Origin of the sequence: Vibrio sp. SCSIO 43009 (genome assembly GCF_023716525.1) — a bacterium.
GTDB classification, from domain to species: Bacteria; Pseudomonadota; Gammaproteobacteria; order Enterobacterales; family Vibrionaceae; genus Vibrio; species Vibrio alginolyticus.
Map to the genome: position 1 here is coordinate 2,773,727 of NZ_CP071842.1, position 21,516 is coordinate 2,795,242.

A 21,516-nucleotide genomic window follows, 5' to 3' on the forward strand; every position below is an offset into this window, starting at 1 on the left:
CTTAATCTTGTCCTAACGTTCTGTATTTTTCTCGTAAATTATTGCGAATACTGATTGCTGTTAAGTTTAGCCCGACAATCACTGTCACGAGTAAGAAAGAGGTAGCATAAACTAATGGTCGCGCCGCTTCGATGTTGGAGGTTTGAAAGCCAACATCGTAAATGTGAAAACCTAAATGCATGAACTTTCTATCCAAATGCACATAAGGGAATTGTCCGTCAACCGGTAAACTGGATGCCAATTTCACGACCCCCACCAGCATCAGTGGCGCTACTTCGCCAGCTGCACGTGCAATCGCAAGGATCAAACCTGTGATAATAGCTGGCGTCGCCATAGGTAAAACCACACGCCATAGTGTTTCGAACTGAGTTGCACCAAGCGCCAGAGAACCATGTCGTACTGAGCTCGGAATACGAGTTAAACCTTCTTCAGTAGTCACAATCACAACTGGAAGCGTCAGCACGGCAAGAGTTAGTGCAGACCATAACAAACCCGGCGTACCAAAGGTTGGTGCCGGTAGCTTCTCCGCATAGAATACGTTGTCGATAGAGGCACCAATCGTATAAACGAAGAAACCTAAACCAAACACGCCATAAACAATCGATGGAACACCCGCTAGGTTTATAACCGCAATACGAATAACTCTGGTTAGAGCGTTATTCTTAGCGTATTCATGTAGATAGATAGCGGCGATCACCCCGAGTGGCATCACAATGATCGACATAATGAGTACTAAGAAAACCGTACCAAATATCGCAGGGAACACGCCTCCTTCGGAGTTAGACTCTCTTGGATCTTCAGATAAAAACTTCCAAACCTGTTTTCCCCAATGCATGACTTTATCAGGCAGTGACATTTGGTTTGGATACCAGTAGTCCAAAATATCTTCGAGCGGAATCGATACTTGTGACCCCGTCATATCCTCGACAATCAAGGCATAGTCAGAGAGCTGAAGTCGTAAACCATCAAGTTGCAAATCTAACGTCGCAAGCGCTTTTTCTATCTGCTCTTTTTTCGTCTGATTTTCCTTTAAGAAGCTTTCTGTCAGCGTGTCATTCAATTCATGCTTGCGCTTTTCTAATCGCAACTGCTCTAGCTTCCAACCAAGCTCTTTAAGCTGATCGACCACCAAAGAATCAATCTCATGGCGCAGAGTTTCTGCATCATCAAGCTTTTTATTTAGTATCGATTGAATATCACTGGTGTATATATTATCGCCATCTTGAAACGCCACCAGCTTACCAAAGAAATAACCACCGCTACTGCGCTCTATCACCGCCCACTCTTTTGGCGTCGTGGGCTCATCCAACTGCATTTGCAATACGGAGATAAAATCGGCGGGATACAACTCTCGGTTAGCGATTTTGATGTTGAGTCGCGTGGCAAAATCTTCATCGTCTTCTAACTGTTGTGCTGCGCTTTCAGGCAAATAACTCTTCGGTACAAAGCTGCGCTCATACACTTGACCAATCAGAATAGTATTTTCATGTAGCACTTCACCTTGTACAGGAGTCAGCGCTGCAACATTCCACTGATACAAGGGCGCTGGCCAAAAGTAAGTCAGGCCTTTCCAGCCGATAAGGAGTAACAACCCTAATACCGACAACAAACTGATGCTGACTGCACCGCCTGTTAGCCATATCCACGGTGCGCCAGAACGAATCCAATTTAACACGTTATTACTCGCTCTTTATTCAAACCATTATTACAACGCACGGTACTTATCTCTCAGTCTCTGACGAACCCACTCCGCAAGCGCGTTTACTGCAAACGTAAACACAAATAAAATCAATGCAGCTAGGAACAGCAGGCGATAATGCGAACTTCCAACTTCCGACTCTGGTAACTCAACGGCGATGGTCGCCGACAGGCTGCGCAATCCTTCCAAAATATTCCAATCCATTAATGGCGTATTGCCCGTTGCCATTAACACAATCATAGTTTCGCCAACAGCGCGTCCTAGGCCCATCATAATGGCAGAAAAAATACCTGGGCTTGCTGTAAGCAAGACAACATAGATTAAAGTTTGCCAAGGCGTGGCCCCTAATGCCAAAGAGCCATCCGATAAATGCTTCGGTACAGAGAAAATGGCATCTTCGGCAATGGTAAAAATCGTCGGGATAACAGCAAACCCCATCGCTAACCCCACCACCAATGCATTGCGTTGATCGTAACCAATACCATGCTCGGTTAAGAATAAGCGCATATCGCCACCAAAGAACGTCTGCTCAATCGTAGGCGAAATCCACACTCCAAGCCCAATCAGTACCAATATGACAGGCATGAGCACTAAAGCATGCCAACCATTAGGCAGACGATTCCGCAAAGGCTGCGGTATTAATGCCCATAGCCCGCCCATAATCATGGTGCTCAAGGGCAAAACAAACAGCATAACGACGATCGTAATCAAATGATCTTCGACAATAGGCGCGAACCACAATCCCGCGAGGAAACCTATGATCACCGTCGGCAGTGCTTCCATTAGCTCAATCGACGGTTTTACTACACGACGCATGCGTGGCGACATAAAGTAAGCCGTATAAATAGCACCTAGCACTGCGAGCGGTACTGAAAACAGCATCGCAAACATCGCCGCTTTTATCGTTCCAAACGCAATAGGTACTAGGCTGAACTTAGCCTCAAAGTTATCGCTCGCCGAAGTCGATTGCCACACAAATTCAGGCTCAGGATACCCTTCGTACCACACTTCTTGCCATAATGAAGACAATGAAATTTCCGGATAGGCATTGTCCACTTCCGCAACATTTAACGCATTATTTTGCCAAGTGATTAAGTAGCGTTCATTGTTAGACATTGCTGCGATTGCGGGCGCTTGATGGTACGCACGCTTAAACAACACCAGTTTTTCACTGGTTGTATAATGGCTTTGCAACGTGCCGTTGGTGTAAAAGCTATAAAATCCTTTTCGATGAGAATCCGGCAACAAATACTTAAGCTCTGATGCCAATTTAAAATCACGAATATGCGTTAACGTGCGTTTTTCTTCTTGCAGCGTATCAAACCATTGCGACACCCGACCATCGTTGTGCGTCACCAAAAGCGAGTAAGCACCAGCCAATAAGTCTATCGTACGAACGGAATGCTTCTTATCACCTTGAGTGAGATCGACCACCTCTCGCACAGCAAATTTACGTGCGGTTTTCTTTAACACGATCAACTCAGAGCCATCGCGCAAATAAAGCGTTTCACCGTCAGGTGTCAATAACATTTGCTGAGGCGTATCAAAACCTGAAGAGAACGTAAAATCGATCGTTGTAGGAGGCGTACTCAAAGACGAAGCCACTTGCCAGCGAGCTTTCACTTCACCGCTTTGCGTCTGCCAAACAACCGTTGGTAAGGGCGTCGAAGCTGCAAATACAAACTGAGTCACAGGATCTTGAGGCGTACTTAGTGTCAGATCCATGCTGGTGTCTAGTTCAATCACTTCCGGAGGACGTGTATTTTCTCTCAACGTGGCATTAAATTCTGGCTTGAAAAGGTTCGCTTTACCCTGCCCATCAACAAATCCATACCAACCTAGCCCAGGAGCAGATTGAGAGAAAGCGACGGGTTTCTGGACGATTTGCTGTTTATACACCGCAGGTTTCGTAGGCTCGTCCATCGACAAATATTGAATCTCACCACTTTGGGTTAGGACGAACGCAAGCTGAGCGTAATCATCCACTGAAATCGCAAGTGGTGTTTCAATATGAGTGGCTCGAATAGCTTGGTTGGTTTTGATCTCCGCATCAGAAAAAAGCGGAATGATCACCATGGCGAGGTAGACAAAGATCAAAATAAGCGCGGCGAGTACGCCGACACCACCGGATGTCACTGCAAGTCGAACTAAACGATCTTTTATCAGTCGTTTCTTATCTTTTTCCTGCAATGAAAACTCGGCTTGTGCCATTTAAATCTCTACCTTTTTTGACTTAGTACTAGAATATGTCGTTAAGATGACAATTATATTACAGATCACATTAAACACCTGAAAAGAATACAACTCTTATGCAATGCGTGGTATGAAATAAATCTGTAATGAAAATCTCATAATGTTCTCACTCATCCATTTTTCCAAGATGAGTACGTAATACTTCACTTTTGGCTAGGTAAGGTTATGAGCGCAGAAAAACTATATATAGAAAAAGAACTGAGTTGGTTGTCTTTCAACGAACGAGTATTACAAGAAGCTGCCGATAAAACCGTCCCTTTGATCGAACGTATTCGCTTTCTTGGGATCTTTTCCAACAATTTAGATGAATTTTACAAAGTACGCTTTGCGGACGTGAAGCGCAGAATCCTAATCAGCCAAGAGCGCGGTGGCAGTGATAGCCCTAAACGACTGTTAACCAAAATGCAGTCGAAAGCACTAAAGCTTAACGAACAATTTGATGAGCTTTACAGCGAGTTGATTCGAGAAATGGCGCGACGTCGCATTTTCTTGGTCAACGAGCAACAACTGGATGAATCGCAACAAAAGTGGATCGCGAAATACTTCCGTAGAGAGGTAATGCCGCATATCACTCCCCTCCTAATGAAAGACGAGATCGATGTTCTGCAATTTCTCAAAGACGAGTACGCTTACATCGCCGTAGAACTGCGTAAAGAAGAACATTACCAGTACGCTCTGATCGAAATTCCGACCGATCACCTTCCCCGCTTTGTGATGGTACCAGAACAGAAAGGAAAGCGTCGAAAAACCATCATCTTACTTGATAATATTATCCGCCACTGTTTGGACGAGCTGTTCAAAGGCTTTTTTGATTATGATGAGCTTAGCGGCTATGCGATGAAAATGACGCGTGACGCTGAATACGATTTACGCAATGAAATCGAGTACAGCTTGCTTGAACAAATGTCAGAGGGTGTCAATCAGCGACTGACAGCAAAGCCCGTTCGCTTCGTCTACGAACGCGATATGCCGCCTCAAATGTTAGAGTTTCTGTGTAACAAACTTAATATCTCTAACTACGATAACCTTATCCCCGGCGGACGCTATCACAACTTTAAAGACTTCATCGGCTTTCCAAATGTTGGACGAGAATATCTTGAAAATAAACCTCTCCCGCCAATGAAATGTGCCGATTTCGAAGGTTATGCCAACAGCTTTGACGCGATTAAAGCGAAAGATATTCTGCTCTATTATCCCTACCACACTTTTGATCACATTAGTGAGTTAGTGCGCCAAGCCTCCTTCGATCCCAAAGTACTTAGTATCAAGATTAACATTTATCGCGTCGCGAAAGATTCTCGCTTGATGAACTCTTTAATTGATGCGGTGCACAACGGCAAAAATGTCACTGTGGTCGTCGAACTGCAAGCTCGCTTTGATGAAGAAGCCAATATCGAATGGTCAAAAGTATTAACCGAAGCGGGTGTGCACGTCATCTTTGGTGCGCCTGGTCTTAAGATTCACTCAAAGCTACTGATGATTAGCCGCCGCGAAGGTGAAGAAATTATTCGCTACGCACACATCGGCACAGGCAACTTCCATGAGAAGACGGCACGAATTTATACCGACTTCTCCCTGCTTACGGCAGATCAAGAAATCACTAATGAAGTCCGTAATGTCTTCGGTTACATTGAGAATCCATACCGACCAGTGAAGTTCAATCACCTTATGGTATCTCCTCGTAATTCTCGAACCCAAATCTACCGCTTAATTGATAATGAAATTGCGAATGCCAAGCTAGGGAAAAAAGCCGCTCTTACGATCAAGGTCAATAACCTAGTCGATAAAGGCATCGTCAATAAGCTTTATGGAGCAAGTACTTCCGGTGTAAAAATAAACATGATCATTCGAGGTATGTGCTCATTAGTACCGGGCATTGAGGGGATCAGCGACAATATTCGCATCATCAGTATTGTTGACCGCTTTCTTGAGCACCCTCGCGTGGTGATCACCCACAATGATGGCGATCCGCAAGTTTATATCTCCTCCGCAGACTGGATGACAAGAAATATTGATCACCGTATCGAGGTAGCAGTACCAGTCCGTGATCCACGTTTGAAACAGAGAATTATTGATATAACGAATATCCATTTTACCGATACAGTAAAGGCTCGTTTGATAGATAAAGAAATGAGTAACGCTTACGTACCACGAGGTAATCGCAAAAAAGTTCGCTCTCAAATCGCTATCTATGACTATCTTAAAAATATAGAAAAGCAAACTAGAAAACAAAATTCAGATGCCTCAAATTCTTGAACAAGATACTCGCTACATTGCCGCGATAGACCTCGGCTCAAACAGTTTCCATATGGTGGTGGCCAAAGTTGTCGGCAGTGACCTACAACTGGTTAGTCGTCATAAACAACGTGTTCGCTTAGCATCAGGACTCGACAGTGAATTGAACTTAAGTCACGCCGCAATGGAGCGTGCGCTAGAATGCTTAGCCATGTTCGCTGAGAGGCTGCAAGGGCTTGATGAGTCAAATGTACGTATCGCCGCCACACACACACTAAGACGCGCTAAAAATGCCCACCTTTTCATTGAGCGTGCGAAAGAAGTGATGCCTTTCCCGATAGAAATTATCCCTGGAGAAGAAGAAGCCCGCCTGATTTACTTAGGCGTCGCGCACACTCAAGTAGAATCCAACTCCAAACTAGTCATCGATATCGGAGGCGGCAGTACCGAGATGATTATTGGACAAGAATTTGAGCCTGAGCTTCTCAACAGTAAACAGATGGGATGCGTCAGTTTTACAGAGCAATACTTTAAAAACGGCAAACTGTCAGGAAAAAACTTCAGCAAGGCGATGTTAGCGGCCGAACAAAAACTCGAGTGCATCGCTTCAACATATCGTAAAAAGGGCTGGGATATTGCTCTCGGCTCATCAGGAACCATCAAAGCGATTCAAGAAGTGCTAGTAGGATTAGGTTTTGAAGATGGCCTGATCACAGCGAGTCGACTGGATACACTTATCGAAACTCTGTGTAAATTTGATTCCATTGAAGATATTGAACTGGCGGGTCTAACAGAAGAACGTAAACCCGTATTCGCAGCAGGCGTAGCGATTTTGTCCGCGATTTTCAAAGCGCTTCGCATTGAGCAAATGTTTTTCTCCGATGGTGCTCTACGCGAAGGCCTGTTGTACGAAATGGAAGAGCGTTTTGCGCGCTCCGATATTCGTATGCGCACCACAGAAAATTTAGCCAACAAGCACCGGGTCGACTTAGAGCATGCCGCTCGTGTGAAGGGGCATGCACGTGAGATGTTATGTCAGGTACGCTCTGAACTAGGCATTAAGAAAAAGAGTGAGTTATTTGACTTACTAGAGTGGGCAGCGTTGCTTCATGAAGTCGGATTAAGTATCAACTTGCGTAGTTTCCATCGCCACTCTTTTTATATTCTGTTGCACTCCACCCTACAAGGCTTCAACCGTGAGCAGCAATTAGTGCTCGCAACATTAGCTCGCTTCCAGCGTAAAGCGCTCAAATTGCAAGAACTACCAGATTTCAACCTCTATAAACAGAGTGACGTTATAAGCCTCATCAAAATATTACGACTTTCTATCGTATTAAATGGGCAGCGTAATGAAGATCCATTGCCTGATATCACCTTATCTATCAAAAATGACGAATGGATTCTCACATGCACAGATGAAGCATGGCTAGAAAACAATAAATTACTTCACGCGGATTTACAGGAAGAACAAGAACGTTGGGACAGCGCGAAGTGGACACTCACTTTCTGATCTCGTACAGTCCATACCTAAATAAAAAGTCGGCTTACAGGCCGACTTTTTTTAACTCTTCTTCTGCAAAGTCTGCCGTAATGGGCACATAACCATCTTTCTCAACCAACGCTTGTCCCTGAGCAGAAAAGATAAAGCGAATAAACTCAGCTTCAATTGGTGTTAATGGGTAATCAGGGTGCTTATTCACGTAAACATATAAGTAACGTGATAGTGGGTACTTACCACTAACAATATGTTCTCGCGTTGGAGTCACGTAGTCATTTCCCATTTTAGCCACAGGGACTAAGCGCACGCCTGCCACTCGATAACCGACACCGGAATAACCAATTCCACTGATGGTTGACGCTACAGCTTGCACAACTGACGCGGAGCCTGGCTGCTCGTTAACTCGAGTCTTGAAATCGCCGCCACACAAGGCATTGCTTTTGAAGTAACCATAAGTTCCAGAAACGGAGTTACGACCAAACAACTGTACGTTTCGCTTTGCCCACTGTGATTCAAGACCGAGTTGCTGCCAGTTTGTGACAAATTGACTTTCACCACAGCGCAGAGTTGCAGAAAACAAAGCATCTAACTGACTAAAGTTGAGCCCTTGAATTGGATTGTCTTGATGGACAAAAATACCGATAGCATCGATGGCTACCCTAAGCGCCGTTGGCTTGTAACCATGTTCACGTTCAAACGCTTCAACCTCTCTTAAACGCATAGGACGGCTCATGGGACCAAACTGAGCTGTTTGTTCGGTCAATGCTGGGGGAGCAGTGGAAGAGCCAGACGCTTGGACTTGCGCATTAATATTCGGGTAAATGGATTTAAACTCTTCCACCCAAAGTGTTGTCATGCCTGCAAGTGTATCGGATCCAACAGAGAGCAAATTCCCGACAATCCCAGTCGTTTTATGATAATTCGGCAATGGTTTATCTTGAGCGATAGCCATACCGGAACAAGCAAGAGCCAGGAGACTGAACACTTTTGCGACTCTTAATGCCATTATTTCACCACCAAACGTTCAGGCAATACAAAAGAAAACTTACTGCCCACGCCCACTTCACTGTGAATTTCCAAATGAGAATCATGGTGGCTCAGCGCATGTTTCACAATAGCCAACCCTAACCCACTCCCTCCGGTATCGCGTGATCTTGCTTTATCGACGCGATAAAAACGCTCAGTAAGTCGATGGAGGTGCTGAGGCTCTATACCATCACCACTATCCTCCACCTCTAAGCATGCGCCTTGAGAGGTCTGGAACCAACGAACATTAATGTTCGCGCCAGGCGGTGTGTATTTGACAGCATTATAAACGAGGTTAGAGATAGCACTACGTAACTGGTCATCATCGCCCAGTACGCGTAGGCTAGCATCAACATCAAATTTCAATTTATGTTGATTGTCCCCACTAAGGCTAACTGCCTCTTTTTCTAACACTTCAAGCATCGCAGGCACATTCACGACTTCCTCAAGTTCATGCATAGGTGCCGCTTCAATTTTAGATAGTGTCAGTAGTTGGTTCACCAAACTGTTCATGCGGTTGAGCTGCTCCGTCATGACACCATGAGCTTTGCTCCACATTGGACCCACGACCATATCAGGGTCTTCTGTCATCTCAAGATAACCTTGTAGCACCGTCATTGGTGTACGCAGTTCATGAGATACGTTGGCAAAGAAGTTGCGACGCATTCCCTCAAGTTGTTTTAACTGGCTAACATCACGCACCACCATCAAATGTTCACCTTCGGTATACGGTACGATACGTAGTTCTAGCATGCGTTCGACATTGAGTGGTGAACGCATTTCTAATGGCTCTGAGAAGTCTTTCTTGTTGAGGTACTTGATAAAATCAGGTGTACGAATGAGATTGGAGATAGGTTGACCTGAATCTTCTGGCCAATGGAAGCCCAGTAAGTGCTGAGCCAGCTTGTTGCACCAAACAATATTACCTTCAGCACGGAATACCACTACGGCATCGGGTAGCGATTCTGCACCATTTCGGAATCGACGAATAAGATTAGTAAGCTCTTTTCGTTTACGGCGTTGGCGCTGTTGTAAGCGATACAACCCATTGAACAAAGATTCCCAGTTACCACTACCAGATGGTGGCGTGAGGCGTTTTTCATCCCATAACCAAGAAGATAAACGTACTTGGTTATGCAAATGCCACACAAGCTGCAATGCCGTAGCAGCCAAAAGCAACCACGGCATATAACCGAATATCCAACCTACTATCACCCATGGGGTGTAAAAAAAAGCCAGCTCCCAGGCCAGCTTTTTCCACGTTAATCTTTCAACCACTCATAACTCCAGAAATGGTACCGATAAGCTGCGTGTTAATTTATGCCTTCGTCGAGAAGCGGTATCCAGCACCACGAACAGTTTGGATCAGCTTATCATGCCCTGCTGCTTCCAACGCTTTACGCAGACGGCGAATATGGACATCGACTGTACGGTCTTCGACATACACGTTGGTGCCCCAAACATTGTTTAATAGCTGCTCACGGCTGTATACGCGTTCTTGATGCGTCATGAAAAAATGAAGCATCTTAAATTCTGTTGGGCCCATGTCTAATGGCGCATCATTAGCCGTAACACGGTGCGATACAGGGTCAAGCTTTAATCCCTGTACATCAATTACATCTTCTAGTGCAGTCGGGGTAACGCGACGAATCACCGCTTTTAAGCGTGCAACCAACTCTTTAGGAGAGAATGGCTTGGTAATGTAGTCATCCGCACCGACTTCTAAACCGCGCACTTTATCTTCTTCTTCACCACGAGCGGTAAGCATCACAACTGGAATGTTGCGCGTTAATTCCTCTCGCTTCATATGTTTGATGAAGTTAATGCCACTACCGCCTGGTAACATCCAATCCAGTAAAACTAAATCAGGGAAGGGTTCAGCCAGTTTGGTTACTGCAGTATCGTAATCTTCCGCTTCTACCGCTTGGTAACCTTTCTGCTCAAGTACGAAGCACAGCATTTCGCGAATAGGAGCTTCGTCTTCAACAACCAGAATCCTTCTAGACATAATTGAGTAACCTTATGTTCGTTGAGCTAATGAATTTAAGAGACAAAGCGCCTCTCTATGCATAAGCATTATCACTACCAATTATGACACTTTTGTGACCTTTGAAAACAAATTTTCATATAACTTTCTTTTGAGGTTCATTCGGATATTTTTCATTTCTATTAAGACATCAGCACAAAAATTCCCTATGATTAGTCCCTTGTCATCAAGCCTAGAGAAGATTTATGTGGTTTAAAAACTGTCTGGTATACCGCGTTAACCGCGAGGTTACTTTTAACGCCGAACAACTAGAAACTCAGCTGTCTGAATTCCAATTCACCCCGTGTGGCAGTCAAGACAAACAGAAATTTGGCTGGGTCAGTGCAATGGGTAGACATGGCGATATGATGACTCACGTGTCAGAAAACCGCATTCTGATTTGCGCCAAGAAAGAAGAGAAAATGCTACCTGCCTCTGTGATCAAAGAATCATTGAATGCAAAAGTAGAAGCAATGGAAGCGCAAGAAGGTCGTCCTCTGAAGAAGAAAGAGAAAGACAACCTGAAAGATGACATCGTAATGGATTTACTGCCGCGCGCATTCAGCCGCAGCAGCCACACTCACGTGCTCATCATGCCAAAAGAAGGTTTTATCCTTGTTGATGCAAGCAGCTATAAAAAAGCAGAAGATGTATTAGCATTGCTTCGTAAAACCATGGGTAGTCTACCTGTTGTTCCTGCTATTCCAGAAGTGGCGATTGAAACTACGCTAACCGAGTGGGTGAAAAGCGGTGACACACCTCAAGGTATCAGCATGATGGACGAAGCTGAGCTAAAATCCGTACTTGAAGAAGGTGGTGTGATTCGCTGTAAGAAGCAAGAGCTAACCACTGATGAAATCCGCAACCACATCGCTGCGGATAAAGTCGTGACGAAACTTGCGCTTAATTGGCAAGATCGTATTGAGTTCATTATGACGGAAGATGCAGGCATCAAACGTCTAAAATTCTCTGATGAATTGAAAGATCAAAACGATGATATTCCACGTGAAGATCAAGCAGCTCGATTTGATGCAGACTTCTCTCTAATGTGTGGAGAGTTCAGTGCTTTCCTTCCCAACCTATACGATGCGCTAGGCGGCTTACCGAATCCTAACGCTTAATTTTGTATAAAGGTTAACCATAACGCCCTCACTTTTTTTGAGGGCGTTTTTCTATCTGAAGCACAATTACCCTAGTCACAGTTCACATTTTGACGTAAAATTTGCGCCCCATTTCCATTAGGTGGAATTGGCCTGACTTGTGATCAGATAAAAGAGAATTGAGCAATGACAACTGAGAAAGCATTCGTGCCTGAGCTACTATCTCCAGCGGGCAGCCTGAAAAACATGCGTTACGCATTCGCCTACGGGGCAGATGCAGTTTACGCTGGCCAACCTCGCTACAGCCTTCGCGTACGTAACAACGAGTTTAACCACGAGAACCTAAAAATCGGTATCGATGAAGCCCACGCCCTAGGCAAAAAGCTTTATGTGGTATGTAACATTCAACCACACAACTCGAAGCTAAAAACGTTCATCCGTGATCTTAAGCCAATCGTAGAGATGGGTCCTGACGCATTGATCATGTCAGATCCAGGCCTAATTATGATGGTTCGTGAAGCTTTCCCAGAAATGCCAATTCACCTTTCTGTACAAGCGAACGCTGTAAACTGGGCGACCGTTAAGTTCTGGGCAGCGAATGGCGTGGAACGTGTGATCGTTTCTCGCGAGCTATCTCTAGAAGAAATCGAAGAAATTCGTGAGCATTGCCCTGAAACTGAGCTTGAAGTATTCGTTCACGGTGCATTATGCATGGCTTACTCAGGTCGTTGCCTACTTTCTGGCTATATCAACAAACGTGACCCTAACCAAGGCACTTGCACTAACGCATGCCGCTGGGAATACAAAGTTGAAGAGGGTAAAGAAAACGACGCTGGTGATATCGTAGAGAAATTCGACCCGACTGAAGCACAGCCTGTCGAAGTACAAGACGAGCGCCCTGAAACCACAATTGGTCGCGGCAAACCAACAGATGAAGTCGTTCTGCTTTCTGAAGCGCACCGTCCAGAAGAAAAAATGGCGGCTTACGAAGATGAGCATGGTACTTACATCATGAACTCTAAAGACCTACGAGCGGTTCAGCACGTTGAACGCTTAACTAAGATGGGTGTTCACTCATTGAAAATTGAAGGTCGTACTAAATCGTTCTACTACTGCGCACGTACCGCTCAAGTTTATCGTAAAGCAATTGATGATGCTGTAGCAGGTCGACCATTCGATGAAAGCCTAATGGGTACACTAGAAAGCCTAGCTCACCGTGGCTACACTGAAGGCTTCCTACGCCGTCATACACACGATACTTACCAAAACTACGATTACGGTTACTCAGTCTCTGATGCTCAACAGTTTGTTGGTGAATTCACTGGCAAACGTCGTGGTGACATGGCTGAAGTAGAAGTAAAAAATAAGTTTCTTGTCGGTGATAACCTTGAACTAATGACGCCAAAAGGCAATATTGTTTTCACGCTAGAGGCAATGGAAAACCGCAAGTCAGAGTCTATTGAAGACGCGAAAGGAAACGGTCACTTTGTATTCATTCCAGTACCAGCAGAGCTAGATTTAGAATATGGCCTATTAATGCGTAATCTAAACTCAGGGCAGGACACCCGTAACCCGACTGGTAAGTAACCATGGCCTTGCTCATTACTGATAAATGCATTAACTGCGACATGTGTGATCCCGAATGCCCCAATGGGGCAATCAGTATGGGAGAGAGCATTTTCGAAATTGATCCAGCGCTATGTACAGAGTGTAAGGGGCATTACGAAAAGCCGACCTGTCAGTCAGTGTGTCCAATTACAAAATGCATAATCACTGATCCGAACCATGTCGAAACTGAAGAGCAGTTGCTTGAAAAATTCGTGATTATTCAAGGGTTAGCATAAGAGCAATTAGGTTCAACTTTGGCATCAAAGTTGAACCTTTTCTCAACCTGATTTTTCAATAGGGATAATATTGCAGAACAGCTCTTTTTCAAAATGATACTCTAGTCTCTCACGCCAATTTTCCGCTTGAGAAACAGGTATTAAATAAAAGTTTTCTCGGCTCGTATCAGTAACGAAAGCCATTCCATATTGCATCAGCTCATAATGCACATCATTAACAAAACCCGGATCAAGGCGTTGACGCCCAGTCAGGTGATTCACATCCTCTCGAGTCAAAGAGACTCCTTTAGTATCACTGCTAAATCTGTGTCTTAACCACTCTGCAAATTCTTTTGCACAAATCATAGTCATGGTTTTGTCCTTGATTTACTCTTCTAACAGGAAAAGGGCATATCCCTGCCTTACACACTTGTCTGCGTTGTTATCGCTTTTTAGCCAACTGACAGACATATTGCTAAGAAACCAGAGTATCGCGACGAAAGATCTTTTTCTAAACAGAGAAGTTACAACTTCCCCATACTACAACTCTTTGTTTAATTTAGATTTCTATAATATGTCCCCAAAACTGATTGGGTTAGTTTTTGTATTGGTACTATTCAATGTAGACAAAAGTATGATGTTTCTCCAGTTTCATAAAAGAGATCACCAAGTACAGATAAACCTGAAGAGTAACACTAATTAGGATTGATAAGCGGTAAGCATTGAGGTGGAACGACTTTTTTTCGTTTGGGCTTAGAGGTTGTTTTTACCCGTGGAGGGGTATCAATAGGTTTTGCTTTCGGGGCCCAACTTGCGAGCTCAACACCGCAGCCATCGCCTACTGGAGGTGGTGCTTGATCAACACAATAGTCGCTCGAATCAGGACAAGACAACCTGACGTGAAAGTGGTAATGATGCCCCCACCATGGACGCACTTTACGTAACCAAGAACGATCTTTGCCGTTTTCTTGCAAGCAAAGTTGCTCCTTAATAACAGGATGTACAAAAATTCGTGCAACATCCTTACTTTTTGAAGCGTACCGAATTAGCTTAAAGTGCCGTTCTTCCCAGCGATGATTAAGTATGGAATAACCTTTTAAATCCACCACACTCATGGGCTTAGGAAGTTGTAATTCGTTATAAGAAAGCGGTTGGTCAGCAAGTCTTAACCAGATATCGATATCTAACCCGGTTTGATGACTAGAATGACCAGAGGAGAACCTTCCACCTCTAGGTAAAGATAAATCACCAATCAGCAGAGTGGCGTTGAGATTTTGATGAGCTTTAAGCGCCAGATTTTCAATAAACTCTATCGTTTTAGGGTGCCCATAGTAGCGCTTCGTTTTACTACGTAAGACTTGATAACCAACGCCATCAAGAGGCAAGGGTAATGCACCATCTAAACAACCGTTAGCATAACTACCAATAGAGGAGGAAGAGTTTCGGGTAGGATTAACCGCGGACTCCCAAGGAGTAGAACATACTGAAGCTGAGAAACATAAACCCAAAGTTACAATGAAACTCAGCCTCATAACCTTTAACCTTTAACCTTTAACCTTTAGTAGTGTTCGCCATTATCGTAATAAGCTTTAGGAGATAAGGCGGAAAAGATAACTGCAACATCAATGTCGGCACCAGCGATACCGCGCACTTGTTGCGTAATAAGCTTGGCAACTTCATCTTGCACTTCCTGGCCACGGTCGAACCAAAGCACTTCGACAAAAGGATATGCAGCACTCACCTCACCCTCATTGAAAAACGTAGTGTAGATATACTCAAAAGTAAAATCCTCACGCGGACAGTCCATTAGAGGCTGAAGTTCATCCGTAAGAGGTTTTGATAATGCCTGAACAGCTTGTGGCTCTACAGCACGGAATCGAAAATGTGGCATAAACTTACTTCCTAATTATTAGCATCAATGCATGATGATAACAGGAACCAAGTCAGTAATCATCCAAGCCAATGTAACCACTGACCTTTCAATAGATTGTGAATCAGATGTGCTCGATAACGAAGAAAAAGCGTTATGAAAATTCGAAGGTAAAACAGAAAGAGCAAAGCGATACATCAACATTTAATAATTACATTACTAGAAAATAAAACTATCTGAAGCAAAGGTACGCCATATTCGTTGGATAAACATACACCTGACGTCGAAACTATACGTTAGGAATAAAAGAGCCCCTGACCTAAGCCAGAGCTTATGAACATGGGGGATAGGTGAAGTGGACCAATATCCCGGAGATATGAGCTTTCAATCCCCCGATACTTTGGTATCAGAGGAATCGACAACTCTCCAACTAGTCAGATTCTCTTTTCTTCAGATGCAAAAAAGCCCCAGCATTACTGCTGAGGCTTTAGAGTATGGCAGGGGTGGAGAGATTCGAACTCCCAACACGCGGATTTGGAATCCGCTGCTCTGCCAATTGGAGCTACACCCCTGTAATTCGTGTTTATTGAGACGACGCTCAAATAAGTGGCGGAGTGGACGGGACTCGAACCCGCGACCCCCGGCGTGACAGGCCGGTATTCTAACCAACTGAACTACCACTCCGCAGTGGTATCACTTGCTTTAATAAGCAAGCGTCCGCTTTTGTCTTCACTTTTCGAAAAAGTGAAAATAAAACTAAAGCCTGGCGATGTCCTACTCTCACATGGGGAAGCCCCACACTACCATCGGCGCTATTTCGTTTCACTTCTGAGTTCGGCATGGAAATCAGGTGGGTCCAAAACGCTATGGTCGCCAAGCAAATTCTTTAATCTGGAAAGCTGTTTTTTTAATTCTCGTTACTACACATTCAATGTTCTTTCATTGAGTCCATCAAAACCCCTTGGGTGTTGTATGGTTAAGCCTCACGGGCAATTAGTACAGGTTAGCTCAACGCCTCACAACGCTTACACACCCTGCCTATCAACGTCGTAGTCTACGACAACCCTTTAGGATACTTAAAGTATCAGGGAGAACTCATCTCAAGGCTCGCTTCCCGCTTAGATGCTTTCAGCGGTTATCGATCCCGAACTTAGCTACCGGGCAATGCGTCTGGCGACACAACCCGAACACCAGAGGTTCGTCCACTCCGGTCCTCTCGTACTAGGAGCAGCCCCTTTCAATTCTCCAACGCCCACGGCAGATAGGGACCGAACTGTCTCACGACGTTCTAAACCCAGCTCGCGTACCACTTTAAATGGCGAACAGCCATACCCTTGGGACCGACTTCAGCCCCAGGATGTGATGAGCCGACATCGAGGTGCCAAACACCGCCGTCGATATGAACTCTTGGGCGGTATCAGCCTGTTATCCCCGGAGTACCTTTTATCCGTTGAGCGATGGCCCTTCCATTCAGAACCACCGGATCACTATGACCTGCTTTCGCACCTGCTCGAATTGTCATTCTCGCAGTCAAGCGGGCTTATGCCATTGCACTAACCTCACGATGTCCAACCGTGATTAGCCCACCTTCGTGCTCCTCCGTTACGCTTTGGGAGGAGACCGCCCCAGTCAAACTACCCACCAGGCACTGTCCGCAACCCCGATAAGGGGTCGACGTTAGAACATCAACACTACAAGGGTGGTATTTCAAGGACGGCTCCACGCAATCTAGCGACTGCGCTTCAAAGCCTCCCACCTATCCTACACATGTAGGGTCAATGTTCAGTGCCAAGCTGTAGTAAAGGTTCACGGGGTCTTTCCGTCTAGCCGCGGGTACACTGCATCTTCACAGCGATTTCAATTTCACTGAGTCTCGGGTGGAGACAGCGTGGCCATCATTACGCCATTCGTGCAGGTCGGAACTTACCCGACAAGGAATTTCGCTACCTTAGGACCGTTATAGTTACGGCCGCCGTTTACCGGGGCTTCGATCAAGAGCTTCGACCGAAGTCTAACCCCATCAATTAACCTTCCGGCACCGGGCAGGCGTCACACCGTATACGTCATCTTGCGATTTTGCACAGTGCTGTGTTTTTAATAAACAGTTGCAGCCACCTGGTATCTGCGACTCTCAATAGCTCCATCCGCGAGGGACTTCACCGTCGAGAGCGTACCTTCTCCCGAAGTTACGGTACCATTTTGCCTAGTTCCTTCACCCGAGTTCTCTCAAGCGCCTTGGTATTCTCTACCCGACCACCTGTGTCGGTTTGGGGTACGATTCCTTACAATCTGAAGCTTAGAGGCTTTTCCTGGAAGCATGGCATCAATGACTTCACATCCGTAGATGCTCGACGTCGTGTCTCAGCCTTAGAAAACCGGATTTACCTAATTTAGCCTACGCACTTGAACCTGGACAACCGTCGCCAGGCCCACCTAGCCTTCTCCGTCCCCCCATCGCAATTGTAAGAAGTACGGGAATATTAACCCGTTTCCCATCGACTACGCCTTTCGGCCTCGCCTTAGGGGTCGACTTACCCTGCCCCGATTAACGTTGGACAGGAACCCTTGGTCTTCCGGCGAGGAGGTTTTTCACCCCCTTTATCGTTACTCATGTCAGCATTCGCACTTCTGATACGTCCAGCATGCGTTACCACACACCTTCAACCGCTTACAGAACGCTCCCCTACCCAATATACAAAAGTATATTGCCGCAGCTTCGGTTTACTACTTAGCCCCGTTACATCTTCCGCGCAGGCCGACTCGACCAGTGAGCTATTACGCTTTCTTTAAATGATGGCTGCTTCTAAGCCAACATCCTGGCTGTCTGAGCCTTCCCACATCGTTTCCCACTTAGTAGTAATTTGGGACCTTAGCTGGCGGTCTGGGTTGTTTCCCTCTCCACGACGGACGTTAGCACCCGCCGTGTGTCTCCCGGATAGTACTTACTGGTATTCGGAGTTTGCAAAGGGTTGGTAAGTCGGGATGACCCCCTAGCCTTAACAGTGCTCTACCCCCAGTAGTATTCGTCCGAGGCGCTACCTAAATAGCTTTCGGGGAGAACCAGCTATCTCCAGGTTTGATTGGCCTTTCACCCCTAGCCACAAGTCATCCGCTAATTTTTCAACATTAGTCGGTTCGGTCCTCCAGTTGATGTTACTCAACCTTCAACCTGCCCATGGCTAGATCACCTGGTTTCGGGTCTATATCCAGAGACTGAACGCCCAGTTAAGACTCGGTTTCCCTACGGCTCCCCTAGATGGTTAACCTTGCCACTGAATATAAGTCGCTGACCCATTATACAAAAGGTACGCAGTCACAGGACAAGCCTGCTCCTACTGCTTGTACGTACACGGTTTCAGGTTCTATTTCACTCCCCTCACAGGGGTTCTTTTCGCCTTTCCCTCACGGTACTGGTTCACTATCGGTCAGTCAGTAGTATTTAGCCTTGGAGGATGGTCCCCCCATATTCAGACAGGATATCACGTGTCCCGCCCTACTCGATTTCACTGAACACACGTCGTCAACTACGGGACTATCACCCTGTATCGTCGGCCTTTCCAGGCTGTTCGTCTAACGCGTGTAAAGCTTAAGGGCTAGTCCAATTTCGCTCGCCGCTACTTTCGGAATCTCGGTTGATTTCTTTTCCTCGGGGTACTTAGATGTTTCAGTTCCCCCGGTTCGCCCTGTTGAGCTATGTATTCACTCAACAGTAATACCTTATGGTATTGGGTTTCCCCATTCGGAAATCCCAGACTCAAATGGTTTTTACTACCTAATCTGGGCTTATCGCAAGTTAATACGTCCTTCATCGCCTCTGACTGCCAAGGCATCCACCGTGTACGCTTAGTCACTTAACCATACAACCCGAAGGAGTTTCGAGTTGATGTTCAAATCACCAAAGTTGTCTCTCATTATTTGAATGAGCGAGAGACATTCGATTTTGCCGGACTCATCTCTTTACCTTCATTTTTATAAAAAATGAAAACAAAAAGCCAAGAACACTTGAATGTGTTTTTTGGTGTTTGTCATAAAGACAAACATTGAGAACTTTACAAACAACAATAAATTGTTGTTTTGTCAGCTTTCCAAATTGTTAAAGAGCTAATCACTTCTAATGAAGTAACCATTTTTAAAAACTCTCAAGAGAGAATGTTTAAAGATGGTATCCCGTAGGGGAGTCGAACCCCTGTTACCGCCGTGAAAGGGCGGTGTCCTAGGCCTCTAGACGAACGGGACACTGAGTATGTGGTGGAGCTAATCGGGATCGAACCGATGACCTCTTCGCTGCCAGCGAAGCGCTCTCCCAGCTGAGCTATAGCCCCACATAAATTGCTTCAGCATTTTATGCAGAACCAATTTTGCTCTGAAATCTAAACCATATCAATCTGTGTGGACACTCATCGTAATAATCATCGTATAAGGAGGTGATCCAGCGCCAGGTTCCCCTAGCGCTACCTTGTTACGACTTCACCCCAGTCATGAACCACAAAGTGGTAAGCGTCCCCCCCGAAGGTTAAACTACCTACTTCTTTTGCAGCCCACTCCCATGGTGTGACGGGCGGTGTGTACAAGGCCCGGGAACGTATTCACCGTGGCATTCTGATCCACGATTACTAGCGATTCCGACTTCATGGAGTCGAGTTGCAGACTCCAATCCGGACTACGACGCACTTTTTGGGATTCGCTCACTTTCGCAAGTTGGCCGCCCTCTGTATGCGCCATTGTAGCACGTGTGTAGCCCTACTCGTAAGGGCCATGATGACTTGACGTCGTCCCCACCTTCCTCCGGTTTATCACCGGCAGTCTCCCTGGAGTTCCCGACATTACTCGCTGGCAAACAAGGATAAGGGTTGCGCTCGTTGCGGGACTTAACCCAACATTTCACAACACGAGCTGACGACAGCCATGCAGCACCTGTCTCAGAGTTCCCGAAGGCACCAATCCATCTCTGGAAAGTTCTCTGGATGTCAAGAGTAGGTAAGGTTCTTCGCGTTGCATCGAATTAAACCACATGCTCCACCGCTTGTGCGGGCCCCCGTCAATTCATTTGAGTTTTAATCTTGCGACCGTACTCCCCAGGCGGTCTACTTAACGCGTTAGCTCCGAAAGCCACGGCTCAAGGCCACAACCTCCAAGTAGACATCGTTTACGGCGTGGACTACCAGGGTATCTAATCCTGTTTGCTCCCCACGCTTTCGCATCTGAGTGTCAGTATCTGTCCAGGGGGCCGCCTTCGCCACCGGTATTCCTTCAGATCTCTACGCATTTCACCGCTACACCTGAAATTCTACCCCCCTCTACAGTACTCTAGTCTGCCAGTTTCAAATGCTATTCCGAGGTTGAGCCCCGGCTTTCACATCTGACTTAACAAACCACCTGCATGCGCTTTACGCCCAGTAATTCCGATTAACGCTCGCACCCTCCGTATTACCGCGGCTGCTGGCACGGAGTTAGCCGGTGCTTCTTCTGTCGCTAACGTCAAATAATGCAGCTATTAACTACACTACCTTCCTCACGACTGAAAGTGCTTTACAACCCGAAGGCCTTCTTCACACACGCGGCATGGCTGCATCAGGCTTGCGCCCATTGTGCAATATTCCCCACTGCTGCCTCCCGTAGGAGTCTGGACCGTGTCTCAGTTCCAGTGTGGCTGATCATCCTCTCAGACCAGCTAGGGATCGTCGCCTTGGTGAGCCCTTACCTCACCAACTAGCTAATCCCACCTAGGCATATCCTGACGCGAGAGGCCCGAAGGTCCCCCTCTTTGGCCCGTAGGCATCATGCGGTATTAGCCATCGTTTCCAATGGTTATCCCCCACATCAGGGCAATTTCCTAGGCATTACTCACCCGTCCGCCGCTCGACGCCGTTATCGTTCCCCGAAGGTTCAGATAACTCGTTTCCGCTCGACTTGCATGTGTTAGGCCTGCCGCCAGCGTTCAATCTGAGCCATGATCAAACTCTTCAATTTAAGATTTTGTTCGGCT

13 protein-coding genes, 4 tRNA genes and 3 rRNA genes are annotated in these 21,516 nt (G+C 45.9%); 5 read left to right on the forward strand and 15 right to left on the reverse strand.

What is annotated here, in order from left to right:
* Position 1: 1 nt before the first annotated feature.
* Together pstA and J4N43_RS12890 are read right to left on the reverse strand one after the other, a co-directional pair.
* Positions 2-1,675, reverse strand: coding sequence for a phosphate ABC transporter permease PstA (pstA, locus tag J4N43_RS12885; RefSeq protein ID WP_017633926.1), 1,674 nt, complete (start codon positions 1,673-1,675; stop codon positions 2-4).
* Between the two features lie 30 nt (positions 1,676-1,705).
* Positions 1,706-3,910: an ABC transporter permease subunit gene (locus J4N43_RS12890; RefSeq protein WP_158159565.1), complete on the reverse strand. Its 2,205-nt coding sequence runs from the start codon at positions 3,908-3,910 to the stop codon at positions 1,706-1,708.
* A 207-nt stretch (positions 3,911-4,117) separates the two neighbouring features.
* Here J4N43_RS12890 and ppk1 point away from each other — a divergent pair, with 207 nt between their 5' ends.
* Complete coding sequence (ppk1, locus tag J4N43_RS12895; protein ID WP_054579026.1) at positions 4,118-6,208, forward strand: polyphosphate kinase 1; 2,091 nt, start codon at positions 4,118-4,120, stop codon at positions 6,206-6,208.
* Positions 6,192-7,697 (forward strand): exopolyphosphatase, encoded by a 1,506-nt coding sequence (gene ppx, locus J4N43_RS12900; RefSeq protein ID WP_054579025.1) that lies wholly within the window; start codon positions 6,192-6,194, stop codon positions 7,695-7,697. Before ppk1 ends, ppx begins: the two co-directional genes overlap by 17 nt.
* 34 nt (positions 7,698-7,731) lie before the next feature.
* Here the strand turns inward: ppx and J4N43_RS12905 are convergent, their stop codons facing one another.
* From J4N43_RS12905 to phoB, 3 genes are read right to left on the reverse strand one after another with little or no spacing between them, the layout of a single operon-like run.
* Positions 7,732-8,691: a PstS family phosphate ABC transporter substrate-binding protein gene (locus J4N43_RS12905; RefSeq protein WP_054579024.1), complete on the reverse strand. Its 960-nt coding sequence runs from the start codon at positions 8,689-8,691 to the stop codon at positions 7,732-7,734.
* Positions 8,691-9,989 (reverse strand): phosphate regulon sensor histidine kinase PhoR, encoded by a 1,299-nt coding sequence (gene phoR / locus J4N43_RS12910; RefSeq protein WP_005383667.1) that lies wholly within the window; start codon positions 9,987-9,989, stop codon positions 8,691-8,693. Before phoR ends, J4N43_RS12905 begins: the two co-directional genes overlap by 1 nt.
* Before the next feature lie 40 nt (positions 9,990-10,029).
* Complete coding sequence (gene phoB / locus J4N43_RS12915) at positions 10,030-10,719, reverse strand: phosphate regulon transcriptional regulator PhoB (protein ID WP_005381752.1); 690 nt, start codon at positions 10,717-10,719, stop codon at positions 10,030-10,032.
* Positions 10,720-10,943: 224 nt separating this feature from the next.
* On the opposite strand from phoB, the gene rdgC reads away from it, so the two are divergent.
* The 3 genes from rdgC (at position 10,944) to J4N43_RS12930 (ending at position 13,681) form a co-directional block, all read left to right on the forward strand.
* Entirely contained in the window at positions 10,944-11,858 is a 915-nt protein-coding gene (gene rdgC, locus J4N43_RS12920) for a recombination-associated protein RdgC (RefSeq protein ID WP_017633930.1), read from the forward strand.
* Between the two features lie 165 nt (positions 11,859-12,023).
* Positions 12,024-13,424 (forward strand): prephenate-dependent tRNA uridine(34) hydroxylase TrhP, encoded by a 1,401-nt coding sequence (gene trhP / locus J4N43_RS12925; protein WP_005383665.1) that lies wholly within the window; start codon positions 12,024-12,026, stop codon positions 13,422-13,424.
* Between the two features lie 2 nt (positions 13,425-13,426).
* Positions 13,427-13,681 (forward strand): YfhL family 4Fe-4S dicluster ferredoxin, encoded by a 255-nt coding sequence (locus J4N43_RS12930; RefSeq protein WP_005381763.1) that lies wholly within the window; start codon positions 13,427-13,429, stop codon positions 13,679-13,681.
* A 42-nt stretch (positions 13,682-13,723) separates the two neighbouring features.
* Here the strand turns inward: J4N43_RS12930 and J4N43_RS12935 are convergent, their stop codons facing one another.
* The 10 genes from J4N43_RS12935 to J4N43_RS12980 form a co-directional block, all read right to left on the reverse strand.
* Positions 13,724-14,032: a hypothetical protein gene (locus tag J4N43_RS12935; RefSeq protein WP_005381765.1), complete on the reverse strand. Its 309-nt coding sequence runs from the start codon at positions 14,030-14,032 to the stop codon at positions 13,724-13,726.
* Between the two features lie 323 nt (positions 14,033-14,355).
* Positions 14,356-15,192 carry a penicillin-insensitive murein endopeptidase gene (gene mepA, locus J4N43_RS12940; RefSeq protein ID WP_062730732.1) on the reverse strand — a complete coding sequence of 279 codons (837 nt, stop codon included), beginning with the start codon at positions 15,190-15,192 and terminating at the stop codon, positions 14,356-14,358.
* A gap of 26 nt (positions 15,193-15,218) precedes the next feature.
* Positions 15,219-15,551, reverse strand: coding sequence for a DUF1904 domain-containing protein (locus J4N43_RS12945; RefSeq protein ID WP_005381768.1), 333 nt, complete (start codon positions 15,549-15,551; stop codon positions 15,219-15,221).
* A gap of 474 nt (positions 15,552-16,025) precedes the next feature.
* A tRNA-Trp gene (locus J4N43_RS12950) sits at positions 16,026-16,102 on the reverse strand.
* Between the two features lie 35 nt (positions 16,103-16,137).
* Positions 16,138-16,214, reverse strand: a tRNA-Asp gene (locus tag J4N43_RS12955).
* Positions 16,215-16,291: 77 nt separating this feature from the next.
* Positions 16,292-16,408, reverse strand: a 5S ribosomal RNA gene (rrf, locus tag J4N43_RS12960).
* 94 nt (positions 16,409-16,502) lie between these two features.
* Positions 16,503-19,387: ribosomal RNA gene (locus tag J4N43_RS12965) — 23S ribosomal RNA — on the reverse strand.
* Positions 19,388-19,690: 303 nt separating this feature from the next.
* A tRNA-Glu gene (locus tag J4N43_RS12970) sits at positions 19,691-19,766 on the reverse strand.
* A 10-nt stretch (positions 19,767-19,776) separates the two neighbouring features.
* A tRNA-Ala gene (locus tag J4N43_RS12975) sits at positions 19,777-19,852 on the reverse strand.
* A 95-nt stretch (positions 19,853-19,947) separates the two neighbouring features.
* A 16S ribosomal RNA gene (locus tag J4N43_RS12980) occupies positions 19,948-21,500 on the reverse strand.
* Together the 16S, 23S and 5S rRNA genes with 4 tRNA genes alongside form the textbook arrangement of a ribosomal RNA operon.
* Positions 21,501-21,516 lie beyond the last annotated feature (16 nt).

What these genes read in the sequence shown, in the direction of transcription:
- J4N43_RS12945 (WP_005381768.1), bottom strand. Translation starts at nt 15,551, where the DNA reads ATGCCACATTTTCGATTCCGTGCTGTAGAGCCACAAGCTGTTCAGGCA.
- mepA (WP_062730732.1), bottom strand. Translation starts at nt 15,192, where the DNA reads ATGAGGCTGAGTTTCATTGTAACTTTGGGTTTATGTTTCTCAGCTTCA.
- J4N43_RS12930 (WP_005381763.1), top strand. Translation starts at nt 13,427, where the DNA reads ATGGCCTTGCTCATTACTGATAAATGCATTAACTGCGACATGTGTGAT.
- trhP (WP_005383665.1), top strand. Translation starts at nt 12,024, where the DNA reads ATGACAACTGAGAAAGCATTCGTGCCTGAGCTACTATCTCCAGCGGGC.
- ppx (WP_054579025.1), top strand. Translation starts at nt 6,192, where the DNA reads ATGCCTCAAATTCTTGAACAAGATACTCGCTACATTGCCGCGATAGAC.
- phoB (WP_005381752.1), bottom strand. Translation starts at nt 10,719, where the DNA reads ATGTCTAGAAGGATTCTGGTTGTTGAAGACGAAGCTCCTATTCGCGAA.
- ppk1 (WP_054579026.1), top strand. Translation starts at nt 4,118, where the DNA reads ATGAGCGCAGAAAAACTATATATAGAAAAAGAACTGAGTTGGTTGTCT.
- J4N43_RS12905 (WP_054579024.1), bottom strand. Translation starts at nt 8,691, where the DNA reads ATGGCATTAAGAGTCGCAAAAGTGTTCAGTCTCCTGGCTCTTGCTTGT.
- J4N43_RS12890 (WP_158159565.1), bottom strand. Translation starts at nt 3,910, where the DNA reads ATGGCACAAGCCGAGTTTTCATTGCAGGAAAAAGATAAGAAACGACTG.
- J4N43_RS12935 (WP_005381765.1), bottom strand. Translation starts at nt 14,032, where the DNA reads ATGACTATGATTTGTGCAAAAGAATTTGCAGAGTGGTTAAGACACAGA.
- rdgC (WP_017633930.1), top strand. Translation starts at nt 10,944, where the DNA reads ATGTGGTTTAAAAACTGTCTGGTATACCGCGTTAACCGCGAGGTTACT.